General features: G+C 70.4%; 10 protein-coding genes. 3 read left to right on the top strand and 7 right to left on the bottom strand.

Going from position 1 to position 19,259, the window contains the following annotated elements; genetic code table 11:
- Positions 1-140 precede the first annotated feature (140 nt).
- Positions 141-1,322 (top strand): HEAT repeat domain-containing protein, encoded by a 1,182-nt coding sequence (locus GA0070604_RS21020; RefSeq protein ID WP_167363548.1) that lies wholly within the window; start codon positions 141-143, stop codon positions 1,320-1,322.
- A 461-nt stretch (positions 1,323-1,783) separates the two neighbouring features.
- Here the strand turns inward: GA0070604_RS21020 and GA0070604_RS21015 are convergent, their stop codons facing one another.
- The gene (locus tag GA0070604_RS21015) at positions 1,784-2,404 is read right to left on the bottom strand and encodes a TetR/AcrR family transcriptional regulator (RefSeq protein WP_091121117.1); all 621 of its coding nucleotides are present in this window, start codon (positions 2,402-2,404) and stop codon (positions 1,784-1,786) included.
- Between the two features lie 122 nt (positions 2,405-2,526).
- On the opposite strand from GA0070604_RS21015, the gene GA0070604_RS21010 reads away from it, so the two are divergent.
- Positions 2,527-3,387 carry an SDR family oxidoreductase gene (locus tag GA0070604_RS21010; RefSeq protein ID WP_091121113.1) on the top strand — a complete coding sequence of 287 codons (861 nt, stop codon included), beginning with the start codon at positions 2,527-2,529 and terminating at the stop codon, positions 3,385-3,387.
- 239 nt (positions 3,388-3,626) lie between these two features.
- Here the strand turns inward: GA0070604_RS21010 and GA0070604_RS21005 are convergent, their stop codons facing one another.
- Entirely contained in the window at positions 3,627-4,964 is a 1,338-nt protein-coding gene (locus GA0070604_RS21005; protein ID WP_091121109.1) for an aminotransferase-like domain-containing protein, read from the bottom strand.
- Between the two features lie 468 nt (positions 4,965-5,432).
- Here GA0070604_RS21005 and hppD point away from each other — a divergent pair, with 468 nt between their 5' ends.
- A complete protein-coding gene (hppD, locus tag GA0070604_RS21000; protein ID WP_244162034.1) occupies positions 5,433-6,452 on the top strand; it encodes a 4-hydroxyphenylpyruvate dioxygenase in 1,020 nt (339 codons plus the stop codon).
- Positions 6,453-6,556: 104 nt separating this feature from the next.
- On the opposite strand, the gene GA0070604_RS33185 is transcribed toward hppD, so the two are convergent.
- The 5 genes from GA0070604_RS33185 to GA0070604_RS20980 form a co-directional block, all read right to left on the bottom strand.
- A complete protein-coding gene (locus GA0070604_RS33185; RefSeq protein ID WP_244162033.1) occupies positions 6,557-7,510 on the bottom strand; it encodes an amino acid adenylation domain-containing protein in 954 nt (317 codons plus the stop codon).
- Complete coding sequence (locus GA0070604_RS33180; protein ID WP_208602142.1) at positions 7,408-9,300, bottom strand: condensation domain-containing protein; 1,893 nt, start codon at positions 9,298-9,300, stop codon at positions 7,408-7,410. The genes GA0070604_RS33185 and GA0070604_RS33180 overlap by 103 nt, the downstream gene beginning before the upstream one ends.
- 20 nt (positions 9,301-9,320) lie before the next feature.
- Positions 9,321-9,785, bottom strand: a complete 465-nt coding sequence (locus GA0070604_RS20990) for a phosphopantetheine-binding protein (RefSeq protein WP_141721368.1) — start codon at positions 9,783-9,785, stop codon at positions 9,321-9,323.
- Positions 9,786-9,902: 117 nt separating this feature from the next.
- The gene (locus GA0070604_RS20985) at positions 9,903-12,266 is read right to left on the bottom strand and encodes a lantibiotic dehydratase (protein WP_167363547.1); all 2,364 of its coding nucleotides are present in this window, start codon (positions 12,264-12,266) and stop codon (positions 9,903-9,905) included.
- Position 12,267: 1 nt separating this feature from the next.
- Positions 12,268-17,613 carry a type I polyketide synthase gene (locus GA0070604_RS20980; RefSeq protein WP_167363546.1) on the bottom strand — a complete coding sequence of 1,782 codons (5,346 nt, stop codon included), beginning with the start codon at positions 17,611-17,613 and terminating at the stop codon, positions 12,268-12,270.
- Positions 17,614-19,259: the final 1,646 nt, after the last annotated feature.

The raw sequence follows: 19,259 nt of genomic DNA, 5'->3' as shown, positions 1-19,259 counted from the left end.
CTCTGCCTGCAGTCGATGTCCTAGGACGGTTTAGAGGGTGTGCGTCAGCGCCGGCGGTGGGGGCTTCGACCGAGGGGTTCAGCGCCGTCTCGGGGGAGCGTGCGCTGGAATAGACGGCGGCGTGTGGCATGGTGACGCGGATGATCGACAGTGCAGCGTTGGAGGCCGTGGTCCGGCATGCTATGGAGCTTGAGGACGACTACGACGACATCGCGCCGATCCTCACCGCTCTGGCGGCGTGCGGGGACATCACCTTGGTGCCCCGGTTACACGAGGCGCTCGACCGGTTCCTCGATGAGCAGAACTTCTACGGTCGGGACCTGATCGCCGGGATTCTGGCCGGTATCCAGGGCGTGGCTGCGCTCCCGGCGCTGCTGCGCGCATCGGCTCGCGATCTCGGTGACGACCAGGACAGCTTGACTGGCGAGATCATCGACCTGTTGCACACGAACAAGGCAGTCGCGCGCCGCACGGTGCTGGACCTGGCTACGGGTGGCATCCCCGAACTGCGCCGGGCAGGGCTGTGGGCGTTGGGATTCGTGGTCGAAGCGCAGGATGTCGAACTGCTGGCCGCAGCCGCGACCGACGCCGACCCGCGGGTCAGGTCCGTGGCGATCGGCTCGATTCCCGACCCTGCTGGCGATGACCGAGCGTTCCAGGTGCTCGTCATGGCGCTGCGTGACCTCGACGATCAGGTACGCATCTCGGCCGTCAGCAGGCTCGGCTACACCGGCCTGGCCGACGCGGTTGCGCCACTGACCGCCCTCGCCGCCGACCCCGCGCCGCGGGTACGGTCCATGGTCGCGTACGCCCTCGGCCAGTTGGGCAGGGCGGAGGCGACCCCGGTGTTGCTTCGGTTGCGACACGACCCCGATCGGCACGTCCGCGAGAACGCCCTCGAAGCCCTTGGCTCAGTCGGCGGGGCGGCTGCGGTCGACGTGCTGCTGCTGATCGCCGCTGACGCGGATCCGCTGCTGCGAGCCCAGGCCGCTCGGGCGCTCGGCAGGGCGGTGGACTCGGATCCGCGCATACCGCAGCAGCTCACGACGTTGGCGCAAGACGACGAGCCGGCGGTGCGCGCCGCCACCATCAGTGGACTCGTCAGCACCGACAGCGTGCGATCGCGCTGGGCGTCGCTTGTGGTCGGGCTGGCGAACGACCCAGACCCGGTGGTCCGCCAGCGCGTCGCCGTTGCCGTACGCCGCCTCGCCCCCGACGCCGCCCCCGACATCCTCCACCAGTTCACCAGCGACGCCGACCCGACCGTGCGCCGGATCGCCGATACGGAACTTGCTCGGCTGACCGATACCGCCACCCACTGAGCCGCAGTAACGATGGAAACGGCACCCGCTGGAGCCTGAGTTCCCCGAGCTGGCGTGGCCCTACCCGGAGGTCGCTCGCTGCCCGGGATCTGCTGCAGGCGTTGTCCTGGCCGCCCGGTCACCGTCTTTACATCGACGTTACCGACAGCCTGCTGCTCATCACCATTATGGCCGACGGGATGCACACCGTCGGCTCCCGCGGGGCACGCCATGACGGGCGAACCCACCCGCTCGCCACCGTCACGGCCACACCCGAGAGGTAGACGCCGGGTAGTGCGCGGACAGCGGAGGGGGCCGTTGCTCTGAGGCCCTACGATTGCAGCCCCCACTGTCACACTGCGTAACGGAGGCCCTCGCTTCGGCGAGCCAATCCGCATCCGCTTCTAGCCGATGTCAGTGCGTTCTCAATGCGGGTCAGCGTAGGACGGCGGCATCGCGGGAGGCCATCGCGTCGTATCTGGTCAACGGCCGGACGGGCGTGGGCGCAAGCCGTTGAGTGCGGTGGTGACGACGTCGTCGGCGTACTCGGCGGTGAGCGGCCCACTGCGTTGCAGCCAACGGTTGAGCAGGGGGCCCCAGATCATTTCCACGGCCACGTCGAGGTTGAGGTCCTCGGCGAGTTGCCCGGCCCGCTGAGCACTGCGTAACCGTCGCTGCTTGGCCTCCTTCAACGGTCCATCCAGCCGTTCGACGTAGGCGGCTGCCAGCTCGGGGTCGTGCGCGATCTCGGTGGCCAGCGCGCGCATCGGCTGGTCGTACTGGGGATCGTTCAACTCCGCGACCGTGGCGCGCAGCACCGCTGTCAGGTCGGCTTCCAGGTCGCCGGTGTCGGGCAGCGCCGGAGGCTCGCCCTCGCTGCCCTCGCTGAGCATGAGGAAGGCGTCGAAGATGACCGCACCCTTGGATGGCCACCAGCGGTAAATGGTCTGTTTGCCGACGCCGGCGCGCGCGGCGATGCCCTCGATGCTGAGTTTGGCGTATCCGATTTCCTGCAGCAGGTCGAACGCCGCAGTGAGGATTGCCCGCCGCGAGGCTTCTTTCCGGCGGGCCGCGTTGGGCGTGGCTCGGTGTTGCGTCGTCATGTGCCCAGCATACCGAAAGCGAGACGGACCGTCTCGTCTTGACTGGCGAGGCGAGATGACCTACCGTCATCGAACAGCGAGACGGACCGTCTCGTCTCATGGCCGGAGGATGGAGATCCACAATGCGCACCTCATCCAGCACCGCTCCGCGTACCTGGTTCATCACCGGCGCCAGCCGCGGTCTGGGCCGCGCGTTCACGGTCGCCGCGCTTGAGCGCGGCGACCGGGTGGTCGCTGCCGCCCGGACCATCGTCGCCGACGACTTCGACGAGCGTCACCGGGACAGGCTGCTGACCCTGACACTCGACGTGACCGACCGGGCGGCGGTCTTCGCCGCCGTGGCCACCGCAGTCGAACACTTCGGGCGGCTCGACATCGTCGTCAACAACGCCGGCACCATGTCCATGGGCATGATCGAAGAGTTCACCGAGGCCGAGGCGCGGTCCCAGTTCGAGGTCAACCTCTTCGGCGCGCTCTGGACCAGCCAGGCCGTGCTGCCGCACCTACGCGCCCAGCGGGCCGGCCACATCGTGCAGATCTCCAGCGTCGCCGCACTTGGCGGCTTCCCGAGCACCGGGATGTACAGCGCGAGCAAGTTCGCACTGGAAGGCATGAGCGAGGCCCTGGCGATGGAAGCCGCAGTCTTCGGCATCAAGGTCAGCATCGTGCAGCCCGGCGGCTACTGGACCGACCTATACAGCAACATGGCCACCACCACGCCGATGGAGGCCTATGGCCCGCTGCGGGCTGAACTGGAGCGGCAGTGGGCGGACGGCTCGATCGACAGTGAGCCGCGACTGGCTGCCGAGGCGCTGCTGAAACTGGTCGACAGCGACGACCCGCCGCTGCGCCTCCTGCTCGGCAGCATGGTGTACGACCTAGCGTTCGACATCGCACGCTGGCGAATGGACACCTGGGCAGGCTGGGAGCAGGTCAGCCGAGCCGCCGAGCATCCCGTCCCGCCCCCCAGTGGTGCGCACTGACGACCTGTAGCGACACCGGCGAAGGCGCCCCCACACGCTCGACGACTCCTCGTCGGTGTGGGGCCCTCCGGCGTGCGTATCCGACGGGTTCGAACCTCCCCGGCCCGGTATCCCATGCCGCCGATCGTGCGCGCGGAAGCCAGAGCCTCCGTCACCCTCGCCAGGTGTCGAGGGGTGGGATCACAGTGACCGCGGACGATCGCCCGGCCGGGGGAGGACCGGAGCGACCCCGGCGGAGGTCATGGCTTGGACGCCTCGGCGGTGACGAAGCGCGCGAGCCGTGCCACGCCCTCGTCGATCTGCTCCGGCGTCAGATAGCTGATCGACAGCCGGATGCCGTGCTCGCCGCCACCGGCCGGATAGAAGTACGACATCGGCGTCCAGATCACGCCGTACTCCTCGGCGCTGCGCTTCAGGGCGGCGTTGCCGGCCTCGAACGGCACGGTCATCGCAAGGAAGAAGCCTCCGGCCGGCTTGTTCCAGCGCACGCCTGTGGCATCACGCAGGCGGGCCGGCAGGAACTCGTCGAGCCGGTCGAGGGTGCGCCGCATGCTCGCGCCGTAGTGCGCGGGGCTTTCCCCGGCGGCGGGTGTCGCGGTCTCCTCGGCGGCCAGCAGCATTCCGGCCACCGCCGCTTGGCTCAGCGGCGAGGTGTTCACCGTGATCATGCTCTTGATCTTCGACAGCTCGTCGGCGAGCAAGCCGGTGCGGCCCGCGGTGTCCGCGACCGGCTGGTCGGCGATGGCGAACCCGACCCGCGCGCCAGGGAACAGCGTCTTGGAGAACGAGCCGAGGTGCACCACGCGGTGTCGCCGATCGAGCGCCTTGAGAGTGGGTAGCTGGCGGCCCGGGCTGACCAGACGGTAAGGGCTGTCCTCGAGTACCAGCAGGTCGAGTTCGTCGGCGAGGTCGAGCAGGGCGTGCCGGGCGGCCTCGGACATAGTGGCGCCTGACGGGTTGGTGTGGTCGGGTACGACGTAGAACGCACGGGGACGGCGTCCTCGGCGCTGCTCCGCCCGTACCGCTCGGGTCAGGTCCTCGGGGTGGAATCCGTCAGCGTGCTCTGCCACCGGGACCGGTTCGATGTCCAGCAGTCGGGCGGCGCCGGTGATGCCCACGTAGCATGGGCTGGAGACGAAGAGCGCGTCACCGCTGTCGCGGATCAGGGCCCGCAGCGCGAGTACGATCGCCTCCTGGGCGCCCACCGTGACCACGATGGACTCCGGTGCCACGTCGATGCCGACCTCACGCCGCAGCCACTGCGCGATCACCTTGCGGATGCGGCCGCCCGCCGGGCCGTACTGGAAGACGGCGTCCTTGATCTCGGCCGGGGAACGGCCCTCGGTAGCGAGGTGGTCGAGGTATCCGCGAATGCTGCTGAAGATCTGCTCGATGTCGAACAAGCCGTCGAACGGACGCCCTGGTGCGAAGGAAATGGCCTCGGGGTAGCGTGCTGTCACCTCGTTGAGGAAGTTCATGGTGTCCAGCAGCGGGTCGGACAGACTCCCGTGCAGGTCGTCCGTGTGAAGCAAGGCAGCGGTGCGGCCGGTCCTGCCTGCCTCGTGCAACGTGGTCATCGTCGCCCCCTCGGTCGTTGCGGCACCTTGACTGTGGCACCGCAGCCGGCATCGATCAACGCCGTCCCCAGCGAAGTGTGGCGAGGTAGCTGCGGCGGTCGACGCCGAGGCTCTGTCGGCGTAGCGAGTATGACGGGATACTCAGACGGCGGGATTTCCTCGTAGATGGCTGGTCTTGGTCGACAAGCCGTTCTACCGGAATTCCGTCACCTCGTTGCCAGCACTCTCCATCATGCTCGGACAGCCCTTGACAGCAGCCCCAACGCCTTAACTTCATGCCTTAGTGGCATTGATGCACGATGTCGAGCTGGTCCATAGTGGTCGGTGTGAGGGTGATGCTCGTGCTCGGCAGTGGCCAGCAGTCATCGCGCCGGAGTGATCGGGCACCGATCGAGGGATGCGTCGCCGATGCCGGGTCCTGTTCTCATTCCGCGCCCTTCCGCCATCCGTCAGCGAAAGGATGCCGTCGTGGCTGTCCGTACCATCGAGTACGTCGAGCTCTACGCAACTGATCAAGAAGCGGTGGTCGATTACTTCGTCTCGTCTTTCGGGTTCGTCCGGATGGCGGAGTCCTCGATCGACGACACGAGATCGGTGCTGCTACAACAGGGCGAGGTGAAGCTCGTCGTCACCTCCGGTCCCGCGACCTGGAAGTTCCTCGATGCCCACGGTGACGGGATCGCCGACATCGCACTGAGTTGCGACGACGTCGCCGCCACCCGGCGACGGGCGTCCGGCGCCGGCGCCGAGGTGACCCGGTCGTTCCGCGGGGACCCGGTGATCGCCGGGTTCGGCGACGTCACGCACTCGCTGGTGCCGCAGCGGGCGGACACCCCCGGGCTGCCCGGCACCGCACCGTGGACCCCTGCGGCGCCCGCCCCGGGCGGAGCGGCCGGCCGGCTGGTGCTGCTCGACCACGTGGCGGTCTGTCTCGCCGGCGGAACGTTGCAGCAGCAGGCCGACTTCTACCGTGACACCCTTGGCTTCGAGCGCTACTCCAGCGAGTACGTCGCGGTCGGTGACCAGGCCATGGACTCCATCGTCGTACGCAGCGAATCCGGCCAGGTCACCTTCACCCTGGTCGCTCCCGACCCGGGGAAGGCAGCGGGCCAGCTCGACGCCTTCCTCAGCCGCAACGGTGGACCCGGCGTGCAGCACCTCGCATTCCTGGTCGACGAGATCGTCCCGGCCGTGCAGGAGTACGCCGGACGCGGTGTACGTTTCCTCAGCACCCCGAGCTCGTATTACCAACTGCTCGCCGGCCGGTTCGACGGGATGGCCGAGGAGATCGCCCAGCTGCGCGCCACCAATGTGCTGGCCGACCGTGACGAGTGGGGATACCTGCTGCAACTGTTCACCCGTTCGCCGCACGAGCGGAACACGCTGTTCTACGAGCTCATCCAGCGCCGAGGCTCGCGCGGTTTCGGCAGCTTGAACATCCGGGCGCTCTACGAGGCGGTCGAACACGACCGTTTGGCCGCGCAGTGAACGACGATGGTCACTGTCGGGCACTGGTGGCCGCACTGAGCCTCGCCGAGTACGAACAGCAGGCCCGGTCGCGGCTGGACGCCACCCTACCGCCGGCCCGCCGATCAGCCGGGCGGTGCGGCCTCAGCGTCGCGGGGCACCACGTACGCGACGAGCCGGGGTTCCTGGTCGTCGTCCCACCGGGCCACGACCACCGCGTCCCGCACCTGCGGGTGCCGCCGCAGCAACGCGGCCACCTCGTCCGGCTCGACGCGGTGGCCCCGGATCTTGATCTGGGTGTCCGTCCGCCCGTGGAATTCGAACTCGCCGTCGCCGCGTAGGCGCACCAGGTCACCCGTCCGGTACAGCCGTGCCCCGCCGGTCGCGGTGGAGCCAGGGACGAACCGCTGTCCGGTGAGTTCCGGACGGCCACGGTAGCCGAGGGCCAGCCCGGCGCCGCCGATGTGGAGTTCCCCGACGACCCCGGCCGGCAGCACCTCACCGGCCCGGTCCAGCACCCAGGCCGAGGTGTTGTCGATGGGCCGCCCGATCGGCACCGGCGCCCCCTCCTGGTCCGGCCGCACCCGGCCGGCGAGGGACCAGACCGTCGTCTCGGTCGGCCCGTACATGTTCCACACCTCGTCGGCCAGGGCACACAACCGGTTGGCCAACGACCGGTTGAGAGCCTCGCCCCCGGAGAGGGCGAGCCGTAGCCGAAGATCCTGCGGGGCGAAGTCCACGAGCTGACCCCAGGCCACCGGGGTCGCCTGGACCACCGTCACCTGGTTTCTCCTGATCAGGTTGATGAGCCGCTGCGGGTCGCGGGCGTCGGTGGTGGAGGCGACGACCGTCCGGGCTCCCACCGTCAACGGCACGATGAGTTCGAGCACCGAGATGTCGAAGGACGGGCTGGTCAGGGCCAGCACCACATCCGTCGCCACGACACCGGGCGTCCGGGCCATCGCGGCCAGGAAGTTCACCACGGCGCGATGCGGGATCTCCACCCCCTTCGGTGTCCCGGTCGATCCCGAGGTGTAGATGAGATAGGCCAGATCGGCGGGCCCGGCCCCGGGCGGCACCGACAGCGCGGCCGGGTCGTCGGCCGCTGTCTCGTCCGGGTCGTCGACGAAGACGACGGGCGTTCCCGACGCGGAGACCGTGTCGACCGGACCACCCCCCGACTGACAATCAACCCGGCACCCGCGTCGTCGAGGATGAACCTGAGGCGCTGTTCCGGATAGCCGGGGTCCACCGGCAGGTACGCCGCACCGAGGTGCCACGCCGCCAGCATCGCGGTCAGGGCCTCCACCGACCGGTCGAGGTTCACGGCCACCACCGTTCCGCGCCCCGCGCCGTGTCTGCGTAACCGCTCTGCGAGCGCCGCAGCGGCCCGACCGAGCTCGGCGTAGGTCAGTGAGCCCAGCGCTCCGGTCACCGCTGGCGCGTCGGGGGTCCGGGCGATCTGGCCGACCACCAGTTCGAGGGCGCTCGCCGCTGCCGGGACGGGCGTCTCGGGCGGCGCGCACCAGGCGGTGAGCTGGTCGCGCTCGGAGGCGGTGACCGTGCGGAACAGGTCAAGCGGGGCCCGCGAGTTGTTCAGCGCGTGGCGGAGCACCGTGACCAGGTGGCCCAGTAGGAGCTTCGGCGTCTGATCGTCGTAGATGTCGCCGCTGCACTCCACCGCCAGGCGCAGCGCCCCGTCGGCGTCAGTCGCGTCGACCACGACCAGCCCGATGTCGGCTTGGGTCAGACCGGGTGGCGCCGGCAGCCGCCGGCAGCCCAGTTCCGGCGAGGCGGCGAAGGGCTGCGGGGACACCGTGGCGTGGTTGAACAGGACCTGGAAGATGGGCAGGTACGCCAGGCTGCGTTCCACGTCCAGCTCGGCGACGAGGGCCGCGAAGGGTGGGCGCCGGTGCGCCAGGGCACCGAGCATCTGGTCCCGGACATGATCGACAAGATCGTCGAACGACATGCCGGGCGCCACCCGGACCCGGAGCGGAACCGGGTTCATGAACAGGCCGATCAGACCGTTGAGCTCCGCCCGGTCGCGACCGGAGACCGGCATCCCCAGCACGATGTCCGTGGCGCCGCTCTGCCGGTGCAGGGCGACCGCCCACGCCGCCGCCAACACCATGGCGGAGCTGGCCCGCCGCTGCTTCGCGAAAGCGTGCACGGCAAGGGCGTCGGCCTGCTCCAGCAGAACGTCCGTCTGGTGGGCCACCTGGGTCGGCGCGGTCGGCCGCGGCCGACTTCCCGGCATGCTGAACAGCGGAGGTGCGTCCCGGAGCAGTCCGCGCCAGTACGCGATGTCCCGGTCCCAGCTGCCGTTGCGGGCGGCCTGCCGTTCCTGGACCACGTGTCGTTCGTACGTCAGGGGCAGCATCGGCGGGCGCCATGCCGTATCGGCCCGTAGGGCGTTGTAGGCCGCGCAGAGGTCGTCGAAGAGGACGGAGAGGCTCCATCCGTCGGCCACGATGTGGTGCACCACGACGGTCAGCACCCAAATGTCCTCACCCGTCCGACAGAGCTCGACCCGCAGGAGCGGCCACGTGCTGAGGTCGAAGATCCCGTCGGTGACCGCGCGGACCCGGTCGAGCAGGTCCGCCTCGTTGACGTCGACCACGTCGAGCACCGCCGGCGCGTCCTCGTGTACCACGCAGTACGGACGGCCGTCGGCCTCGTGAAAGCTGGTGCGCAACGGCGAGTGGCGCGCCACGACATGCCGGAACGCCGCGTCGAGTGCCACGGGATCCAGCGGACCGGTGATCTCGTACGAGATGGAGATGTTGTGTATCGGCAGGCCCGGCATGAGCCTCTCAAGAAACCAGATCCGTTCCTGCCCGAAGGACAGCGGATTCCTGAGTTCCACGGTGCTCCCCCTCCGTCCGGTCAGATCCGAGCGCCGGTGCCTGGAGCCGGCTCGACAAGCGCACTCGGCCCGTCGACCGGGCAGGCCGTGTGTTCGCGGATGTAGCACGCCAACGCCGAGATGGTCGGGTTCTCGAAGAGGTGCCGGGCGGGAACCTGCACCCCGTAAGTCTTCTGCACGAACGCGAGAACCCGCATCACCAGCAGTGAGTTGCCACCGAGCCGGAAGAAGTCGCTGTCGGTTCCCACCTGGTCGCGACGGAGCAGCTCACCCCAGTGAGCGGCCAGCGCCCGCTCCAGCTCGTCGGACGGAGCGCTCGGCGGGCCCAGCTCGCCGTCGGGAGCGGGGCGTGGCGCGGGCAGGGCATTGAGGTCCACCTTGTGATTCGGCGTCCTGGGCAGCTCGTCGAGTACGACGACGGCGGACGGCACCATGTACTCCGGCAGGAACTGGCGCAAATAGGTGAGAAGCTCGTCAGCGGACATCCTGGGCCTCCCGGCCATCGCAGTTCCTAACCATTTCGGCGGCACGTCCGGCGGGTCCGCGGCGTACGGCCATCGCGCCACTCGCGCCCGCTGCGGCGGTGGTGCCTCGGGGGCCGGTCACCCCACGCCTCCCGCCGGCCGACCGGTGCTCGCGCCGGAGGGGTCGACGGCGACGAGCCTCAGCTCCGAGGTGTACCGCTCACCCGCGTGGTCCCGCAGCCACAACGAGTCGTGGTCGGGCAGCAGCTCCGTGAGGGAGACGGTGGCCCCGGTGGTCTCCATCGCCTTGCGGAACCCCTTGGCCAGCATGTTCACCAGCACCAGGCTCGAGAAGTCGACGTATGCCGGCTTGTCCTCGGTGGGCAGCTTGTAGAAGGCCCGCTCCGGTAACCGCAGCGCTCGGCGCCAGGCGCGGGCTTCCCGGAACCTGCGGCTCTCGTCCCGGAGGCTCGCCCACTCGGCCTCTGCGGCGGGTATCGTCCACGACTCGCGAGCCATCACCAGCCGATCGACGGTGACCCGGGGGCGGTGCCGGCGGGGAGCCAACGGACGGAAACCGTTCACCACCGCTGCGGACAGCAGCTCGCCCGTCGTCTCCAGCAGGTCGTACCGTAGCCCGCCGTCGCGGGTGCGCACGACCAGGCGATCGTCGACCGGTTCGACCAGGAGCGCGGCGGCGGGTATCGAGCGTCCCGGCGCGCCGCCGGCGTCGGCGTGCAGAGACCAGTACGCGTAGCGTGGGGACAGCAGGGCCGACGGCGGATAGGTACGCGAGTTGACCGCCTGCCAGTGCTTCGGCGGTATCAGATACACCCGGCGGTCGCCGTGATCCGCCGCGTCCATCGCTCGCAGCCGGTCAGGGTCGGGGTGCTGTTCGACGAACAGGCGGCTCTCCACGGTGTTGGACGCGAGGTGCAGTTCGCCCAGCACGAACAGGTAGTCCCCGCGGTCTACCGCCTGGGGCCCGGTCGTGGCCAGCATGACGTCGGGCGAGTGGTGGATCGCCTCCGACCAGGCGGGCGCCGTCTCGGGGAAGAACCGCCGGACCAGGGGTGCGATCTCCGCTGAGCTGACCTGGTGTCGCTGCCCCTCGGCCGGCGGCTTGAGGATCTCCTCCCACCGGTGCTGCAACTCGGCCGTGGTCTTCCGGACCGGTTCGGGTAGCTCCCGCAGGGAGAAGAACAGCGAGGGGGTGGCGATGGCCAGGACCGAGGCGAGGGGAACCAGGGTCTCGCCGCTACGGCGGCTCGCGCGGGCGTAGGCGTCGTCGAACACCTCCCGGTAGCGCTCGGCGGCCTCGGCGACGAACCATCGGGCACTGTCGAGCAGCAGGCCCAGCGGCGCCGACAGGGCTTCCAGGAGCGGTCGGCCGATCTCGACCGTCACGTCTCGGGTGGTGTCCTCGTAGAGGATCGTCCGGCCGCCGTACGTGACCCCGGGACGCCGGACCGGCGCCCGGCCGGTGTGCCGGCGGAAGGTCTCGTTGGCTGCGTCCAGTGCTGGCAGCAACCGAGTGACATCCCCGGCGGCCGTCGCCACCTGGTCGCGTGCCGCGACGAGTTCGTCGAGCGCGCCCACGACCCGCCGGCGCAGCTCCGGGCTGCCGACGCGCTCCAGCATCCGCCGCAGATCCTGCTCGGGGCGGGCAGAGACCGGGACCTCCAGGTCGAGGCGGAGCAGTCCCCGGTCCCGCATCGACAGCACCAGGTCGATCACGTCCTGCTCGGTGGCCAACCCGGGAGCGCCGCTCCAGAGCAGCTCATCGCCGATCTCCCGGATCACCCGATGGCCGTCGACGAGTTGCAGCGTCTCCGCCTCGGCTTCGGTCAGCAGCACCGGGCCGCGCGACGGGCGGTGCAGGACGGCGCCGTCCAGTTGGCAGTCGGCCGCCTGGCGGGGAGACAACCATGGCAGCAGCTCCGGATCGCCGGCCAACGCCTCGCCGAGTGCGTCGATCGCCCACACCTCGAAGTAGGTGGTGCGTCGGTCGAGGATGGCCGCGCCCGGCACGACCCGCAGCGGCTCCGGGGACTGCGACCAGCTCGCCCAGGCCACCGGCCCGAAGAAGCCGATGGTGTCGTTCTTCATGCAGTACCGCTGCCAGTACCCGGCGATCGCGAGCTCGTGGTTGCGCCCCCGGACGTTGCGGGGTTCCCCGGCCGCCGCTTTGTCCACGCAGTCGCCCACGAGCTGGCGGTTCTGCCAGGCGACCGCCTCCCGGAAGCGGGGATCGCTCGCGATCTGGCGGATCCGTGCCGTCAGCCGTCGGGTGGCCGCGCAGTACGCGTCCTGGTAGGCGGCTCCACCGTCGACCGTCCGGTCGGCTCGGTCCGCGGCCGCCGCCAGTTCCGGGTCGGCGAGCAGCCGTACGCCCGCGGCGGGGAATCCGGCGCTGCGCAGCACCGCCTCCCGCCACAGTTGCCAGCTGGTCGCGCCTAGTCGGACGAGATGGCTCGGCCCGGTTTCGGTCGTCGGGCTCACGTCATCCTCCCGCGCGTGTCTCGGCCAGCCGGCGTTCGACTTCGGCAGCCAGGCTGGAGAGGGTGGAGTGATCGAAGACCGCCGCGACACTGAGGTCCACCCCGAGCCGTTCACGGATCACCGACATCAGCTCGATGGCGGTCAGGGAGTTTCCGCCGAGCTCGAAGAAGTCCTCGGTCAGGCCGACCTCGGGTATGCCGAGCGCGTCGGCCCACATGGCACGTAGCTGCTCGGTGATCCCGTCGACCACCGACTTCGGCGGTCCCTCCGGGGCGGACGCGGTGACCGCCGGCCCGGCGCCGGGCCCGGGGGACGGCACGGGCGCCTCGGCGCCGAACGGCGGTGACGGGAGCGTCGCCTGGGCCGTCGGGCTGCTTGCGCCGGCGACGAACCCGCCTCCTTGATAGCGGAGAACGCCCACCTGGTGCGGGGTACGGGAGCCCAGCAGCGTGAGGAACAAATCCGCGCCGAGGTTCGGCGGGAGGCCGTTGCCCCCGGCGGCGGGACGCGGCACCAGCGGTGCTCGCCCGTCCGGCCGGACGAGGTTGGCAAGACTCTGGTGCTCCGGGGGGCGCCGCATGGTGAAACCCTCGACCTCGACCAGCAGCCGGCCGTCGGGTGTGACGACGTCCAGGTCGGCCACGATGGTGTCCGGGCTGCCGGAGCGACGCCGGATGTGGCTGACCAGTTCCGCCGGGAGCGTGTCGTGTACCAGGATCTTCCGGTACATGAACGGGAGATGGATGGCGTCCCGGGCCCTGTCCCGGGCCGAGGTCGTCGCAGCATCGAGGAGGCTGGGATGCAGGCTGTGCCGTGCCACCTCCGGCGCGTACGACTCCGGTAGCGCCAGCGTCAGGAGTTTCTCGCCGGGTACGCCGCCATGCACCGCCGTGATGGTCCGGAACCGTGGGCCGAGTGTGAACGCCTGGGTTCCCTCCGGTTCACGGGGGGCCGGTACCACGACCGCCAGCCGTTGCCGCAGGGCTGCCAGGTCGATGGATCGCGGCTGGGTGGCCGCCCGACGGACGAGCCCACGGGCGTGGGTCCGCAACGCTGTTCCGGCGGAGTCGGCCAGCGGGGCGGACGCGACGGTGAACCGGTACCCGCCGTCCCGGCCCGGCTCGAAGAGAACCTCGAGTCGACGGTCGTCGGACAGCGTCATCATCTGCTGGAGCACCACATCCTCGAGATGGATCGTGGCCCGCTCCCCGTCGAGAACCGCCTCGCGGAACGCGGTCACAACGAAGTCGAGATGGCTGGTGCCTGGGGCCACCGGCACGTCGTCCAGCCGGTGCTCGTCGATGACGGGCTCGTCCGGTGGGCGGACCACCCGGTGCCAGCGGATCGAGCCGGCCGCCGCCGGCAGCGCCGGCGCCACCGCCATGCCCACCCCGCTCCACGCGGGCCAGTTGATGCTCAGCGTCCTGACGGCCGGCACGGCGCACGTACGGCTGAAGGCATCCAGGAAGGCATTCGCCACTGCATAGTCCGCCCCGCCGGGCTGACCCTCCAGGGCGGCTCGGCTGGAGAAGAAGACGAGGAAGTCCAGCGGCGGCCTGGTCCGGAAGACGTCCTCGATGGCGAGCGCCCCGAGGACCTTGGGCCGGAGGGTGTCGGCCACGCGGTCGGGCCTGCCGAACTGCACCAGACCGGAGCCGGGTACCCCGGCGAGGTGGAGTACCCCGGCCACCGGGCCGCGTTCTTCGGTGATCTCGTCAACCAGGGCCCGCAGGGACTCCCGGTCGCTGACGTCGCAGGCGTGGACGCGTACGTCGGCGCCCAACGCACGGATCGCGGCCAGCTCCGCCGCCGGGGCTGTCCCGCTGCGGCTGAGCAGGGCGAGGTACGGGCGCTGGCCGGTCGCGGCCATCGCCTTGGCCACGGCGAGGCCGAGCCCGCCGGTCCCGCCGGTGAGTAGGTAGACGCCGCCCCGCCGGAGCGCGGGGCCGTCCTGCGTCGCCGGCCGGTACGGTGCCTCGAAGCCGCACCAGCGTCGGTGTCCGCGCAGCGCGACGAAACCCGGTTCGCGCCAGCGTGCCAGCTCGGCGACGAGGGCGTCCTCGGGCGTGCCGTCGCCGACGTCCACGAGCCTGACGCTCATTCCCGGCTCCTCGTCCACGACGGTCCGCAGCAGCGGATGCAGCGCCGCGGTCGCCGGGTCGATCGCTTCCGAGCCGCTGACGTCGACCGACCGCCGGGTCAGCACGAGTAGCCCGGGACGACCGGAGGGGGCCGAACGGACGCCCTGGCGGACCACCTCCGCGAGGCTGTGGTAGGCGCTCTCCACCCGCTCGGCGACCGGATCGTCCGGGTCGTGGTCCAGGGTCCACCCGTGGACGATCACCTGGGGGTACCGGTCTTCTCCGGCGAGGCGGCGAAGAACCTCGGCCAGGTCCGTCAGCCGGCCCGGCGTGAGGTGGAAGCCGCCGTCGTCCGGGCCCTGGGGTACGCCGGTGACCCGCAGCCCGGCCCGGTTGAGCGCGACCACCAGGTCACGGGCGCGGCTGTCGTCGGCGGGCAGCAGCGCCAAGGCATCGACCGGGCCGGGGCTGCCGGTCGTCGGCGCGGGCGGCAGCTCCGGCTCGCGGGCCCACTCGATCGTGGTGAATGGCGACACCGTGCCGTCCACGCTCGTCGAGGCGACGGCGGGCGCGGAAAAGCCGGGACCGACCGGCGAGGACTGCGCCTTCGGGGTGTCCCGGCCGGCCGTCGGCGCGTCGCACCAATGGCGGACACGCTGGTACGGATAACCGGGCACGGCGGCCCGGCGGATGCCAGCACCAGACACGGCCGACCAGTTCACGTCGAGCCCTTCGCTCCACAGGGCAGACACGGCGTGCCGGACCGCGCGTCGGTCCGCCGGTGGTTCCGCCCGTCGCGGGGGCAGCGTGCCGAGCACCAGGTACCCGTCGGGATCGCCGTCCGAACGGGACCGGGCGAGCGAGGCCAGGGTACGGCCGGGGCCCACCTCGAGCAGTACCCGCGGCGACAGACTCAGCAGGTGCGCCAGCGCCGGCCCGAAGCGGACCGGCTGCACCAGCTGGGCCGCCCAGAAGCGCGGATCAACGGCCTCTTCCGGGGTCATCGGGCGACCAGTGCGGGCACTGATCAGCGGCAGCGACGGTGGCCGTGCGGTGACCGTGCGGAGAGTCTTCTCGAACTCGGCTGCGGCCGGCTCCATGACGGCGGTGTGGAACGCGTAGGGCCCGGGCAGCGGTCGCACCCGCTGTCCGAGCGCCCGCTGGTGGCGCGCGAAGGCATCGACGTGCTCCGGCTTTCCGGCGACCACGCACTGCCGGGGGCCGTTGTCCACCGCGAGGGTCAACTCGTCGGGCAGCAGCGGGATGATCTCGTCGGCCGGAGCGGCGACGGCGAGCATCGCGCCTGCCGGCGTACGAGCCATCGCGTGAGCGCGGGCGGCGACGACGCGGACGGCGTCGGGGAGATCGAACACCCCCGCCATGGCCGCCGCGGCCAGCTCCCCGACACTGTGGCCCAGCAGGTACGCGGGTCGGACGCCGTAGGACTGCCACATCCGGTACAGCGCGATCTCCACCGCGAACAGCACCGGCTGCGCGACGAGAGTGTCGGCGAGGTCGCGATCCGTGCCGGAACGCCAGGCGTCCGCCACCGGTAGGCCTTCCGCGGCGAACAGGTCGAAGAGTTCGTCGAGGGCAGTGGCGAAGGCCGGCTCGTGCGGGTAGAGGTCGGCAGCCATCCCCGAATGCTGGGCGCCTTGGCCAGGCAGGAGGAACGCCACGTCCGCGGAGCGGTCGGCCGCGCGGCGCACCGCCGAGGCGTCCACGGCGGTGAGGCAGGCGGCGGCCTCGGCCGAGCTGGAAGCGACCACTGCGCTCCGGTACGGATAGGCGGTGCGGCCGTGTTGGAGCGTGCTCGCCGTGGCAGCGAGGTCCGGCTCGCCGGGCCGCGCAAAGAACTCAGCCAGCCGGCCCCGGTACGCGTCCGCCGCCTCGGCGGACCTCGCCGACCAGACAATGATCTTCGGGTCGCCGTCGATACGCGGCGGTTGCGGGACCTGGCCCTCCTCGACCAGTACGTGCACGTTGGTGCCGCCCACGCCGAGTGAGCTGACCCCGGCCAGTCGGGGGCGCCCCATCGTGCGAGGCCACTCCGCGGGGTTCTGATCGATCAGCAGCGGGGAGCCCTCAAGACCGAGTTCCGGGTTGGGCCGGTCTACGTTGATCAGACCCGGCACCCGCTCGTGCTCCAGGCAGAGCACCGTCTTGATGAGCGAGGCGACGCCGGCCGCGTGCCCAAGGTGGCCGATGTTGGCCTTCACGGAGCCGAGTCGGCACCATGGCGCGTCGCTACGGGCGGCGCCGAGCCGGGCGAAGGCCTGTTTCAGCGCCGACACCTCGATCGGGTCGCCGAGCGCCGTGCCGGTGCCGTGCGCCTCGACCAGGGAAAGGTCGCGCGGCTCGACGCCGGCCACCGTGAGTGCTTCGACGACCACGTCTGACTGCCCGTCGACCCCGGGAGCGGTGAAGCTCATCTTGCCAGCGCCGTCGTTGTTCACGGCGGTACCCCGGATGATCGCCCGGATCTGGTCGCCGTCAGCGAGGGCCTGCGAGAGCCGTTTGAGGAAGACGACGCCCACACCGCTCCCGAACACCGTACCGGTGGCCGCCGCGGCGAACGGCCGGCACAGCCCGTCCCGGCTCAACGGCCCGTCGGGGGTCCACCAGTAGCCCTGGCTGAGCGGCAGCTCCACCTCCGCGCCACCGGCCAGCGCCATGTCGCACTCGCCCATGCGGATCGAGTTGACGGCCTGGTGCACTGCGGTGAGCGAACTGGAACAGGCGGTCTGCACGGTCATGCTCGGCCCGCGAAAGTTGAGCTTGTACGACACCAGCGTCGCCAGCGAGTCGGCATTGTTCCAGGTGCCCAGCGAGATGCCGGTCAGGCTGCGGTGGGAGCGGGCGTCGGGCCGTAGGTACAGATCGAGGTACCGGTTGCTACCCGCAGCCCCGAAGACGCCCACGTCGCTGAGCTGGCTCGGGCGATATCCGGCGTCCTCGACCGCGGCGTGTGCCGCCTCCAGGAACAGGCGGATCTGTGGATCGCAGACCTGCGCCTCACGCGGAGTCATGCCGAAGAACTCGGCGTCGAACAGATCGATGTCGGGGGCCTGGGCCACCGCCCTGACGTACCGGGGGTCCGCGAGCGTCTCGCGGGGGACGCCGGCCGCGACCAGTTCGGCCTCGTCGACGATCCGGACACAGTTGCGGCCCTCGTTCAGGTTCTGCCAGAACTGCTCCGCGTCGGCGGCACCCGGCACCCGCGCCGCCAGCCCGATGATCGCGACGGAGTCGATGTTCGTGTCCATCCTCACCATCTCTTCGTGGTCTCGCGGCAGCCGGTGGGGATTCCCGCGTCGTGCAGGGAAGTGCCGTCGGCCGTCGGAGCAGGAAGGGCAGCTCCGGGCATGACCCGGGCAGGGCAGCCGACTGGGCCCGCCCGTCGGACGGACCGGCGCTGCTGTGGCCGGGGCGTGCTCGGGCACCCGGAACGGTGGTCAGGCCCGGCTTCTGGCACGCCGGGCGGTGACGACGAACGAGCCGCCCGCGCCGGAGCGCCCTAACCCGCCCGGTGGCGTCGGTGGCGTGCCGGGTCAACCCCACGAGCGCGTGGGCCTCGCGGGAGGCGACCTATCGACCGCCCCTCGTCGGCAGGGTTCGCCGATTTCGTTGCCACGAACGATCTCAGTGCGATTGTCCATCGCCGCCAACCTCATCCCCGTTGTGCACAAGGCAGCGGATCAGCGCGGCGCGGGGAGGTGGGTTCGGACATAGTCCGAGGTCAACCCCGGGCCGGGCAGTGTGCCCTGTACCGCACACTGGGACCATAGCTGTCGGACGATCAATGCGCTAGGCCGTCCGGCTCCTTATGTATCGGCCGGCGGTGTCCCTGGCGGTTTCGTCCGATGTCGCCGCAGCCATCGGCGTCCGGGTCGCGGACACCTCTTTCGTGGCCGCACGACGAACGAAGCCCGTCGTCCACGGGCGCAGGGAAACGCGGCCAGTTGCTATCCTTAATGTCCGAGTGGCGCGTTCTGACCGAAGTTCGGCTGCTGTGGGAGCGATCGAGTACCGATTCCCGCGCCGCTCGGCCGTTTCCGATCAACAGTGGTCGGTGTGGTCCCGTTCCCGGCCGCTGATCGATTCCGTTCCCGTCAGAATGGCGAGACTCGTGGCATACATCGAATGGCAGCTCATCCGTGTCGGCGACCCGGCCTCCTGTGGTCGTCGCGATCGCTTTCGACGGGCTCCGGCTCCGCCGTTTCTTCGCCGGCGTGGACACGCCAGGCGTGGCCCCTTTGGGCCGTCGACCGGTGCGTGGACTGACGCGACCGATATCTCTGTTGTGGTGCCGGCGCATAATCGCGCCGCCGCCCCGAATTATTTCCGCAGGCTGCGGCACCAGTCCGTGCAGGCGTTCCAAGGTTGGGACATATCCGCCGAGGCGGAGCAGGCTGGTGGCGGTGCTGGGTGGTGTCGCGGATGTGGTGCAGGGCCGCGATGGCCCGGTGCCCGCGTAGCCAGTCGGCCAGGTTTGCTGGGCTGGCCTGGGCGGCAGTGAGGCTGGTGGTCCCGTGGGCGGTGAGGGTGGACCAGCGGCCGCTGGTCGGGTTGCCGCGGCGGTGACCTGCAGGGCCTGACTGGCATGCGGGAAGTCCAGGGCCTTCGGCGGGTGTCGTTGCAGGAGTTCCTACTCCTGCACGCGGTGTCGTCGGCGGACGATCCATCGATTTGCCCGAATGAGGACCGGGTGGTTGGCCTTACCGGCCCAGCGGAATGCTACCACCGAGGCCGTATTCCGGGGGCCATCAGTCGGTGGGAAAGGGCGTGCATTGGCCGGGTATTGCCATGTCGCCCAACCTCGGGCATGATGACTGCCGATGTCCGTAGTGGACTTGGTCGGCACCGACTGCTTGCGGGGTCGCGGAAACGGGGGCGACATGTCAGTCGAAGA

The sequence above is a fragment of the Micromonospora eburnea genome, from assembly GCF_900090225.1.
Lineage (GTDB): Bacteria > Actinomycetota > Actinomycetes > Mycobacteriales > Micromonosporaceae > Micromonospora > Micromonospora eburnea.
Note: the sequence above shows the minus strand (reverse complement) of the source record. Positions and strands in the feature narration are given on the sequence as shown.